At 61.3% G+C, this 499-nt stretch carries 1 protein-coding gene; it reads right to left on the reverse strand.

Annotated features, from left to right (window positions below; all coding sequences use genetic code 11):
- Window positions 1-337, reverse strand: a 337-nt coding sequence (locus AC3DE3_RS17190) for a hypothetical protein (RefSeq protein ID WP_488370835.1), incomplete at its 3' end; no start/stop codon positions are given.
- Window positions 338-499: the final 162 nt, after the last annotated feature.

Raw genomic sequence — 499 nt, forward strand, 5'->3', positions numbered from 1 at the left:
CTAGCGTCGGGGTTTGCCATCCATTCAGGGAAGGCGAGCCTGTGGTGGTGTTGATCCGACCGATGGCCAGCAGGTCCGGGCCTTGCTTGAGCATCGAGCAGGTGTCGCCCACCACAGGGGAGTACGCCTCCAGGTGCCGGACGTTGGCGATCGAGGTCAGGGTGTCGCCGTCGACCTGAACCGTCATGTACGGATAGGTGTAGGCGGTGACCACTCCCTTGACCAGACACGCCGAGCAGCCGACTTTCGCGGGAGCCAAAGCTCCTGCGAGGGAAGTGAGTTGCTGATGCTGAGTCGCGGCGCGTTGGGCGTCCTCCTGGGTAACTTCATCACTCATGACACGATCCTCCTCGTCCTGAGCTTGAGCTGCTGTACACCCTCGCGACGTAGCGGGATGTTGAATGCGTCCACCGTGTAGAGACCTTTGACGTACATACTCGCGCGCTCCACCTCGACAACGTCACCAGCTTCGAGAACCGGGTTCGTCCATGCCGAGATG

This window comes from Dietzia sp. IBK-p2-16D, from assembly GCF_057773085.1.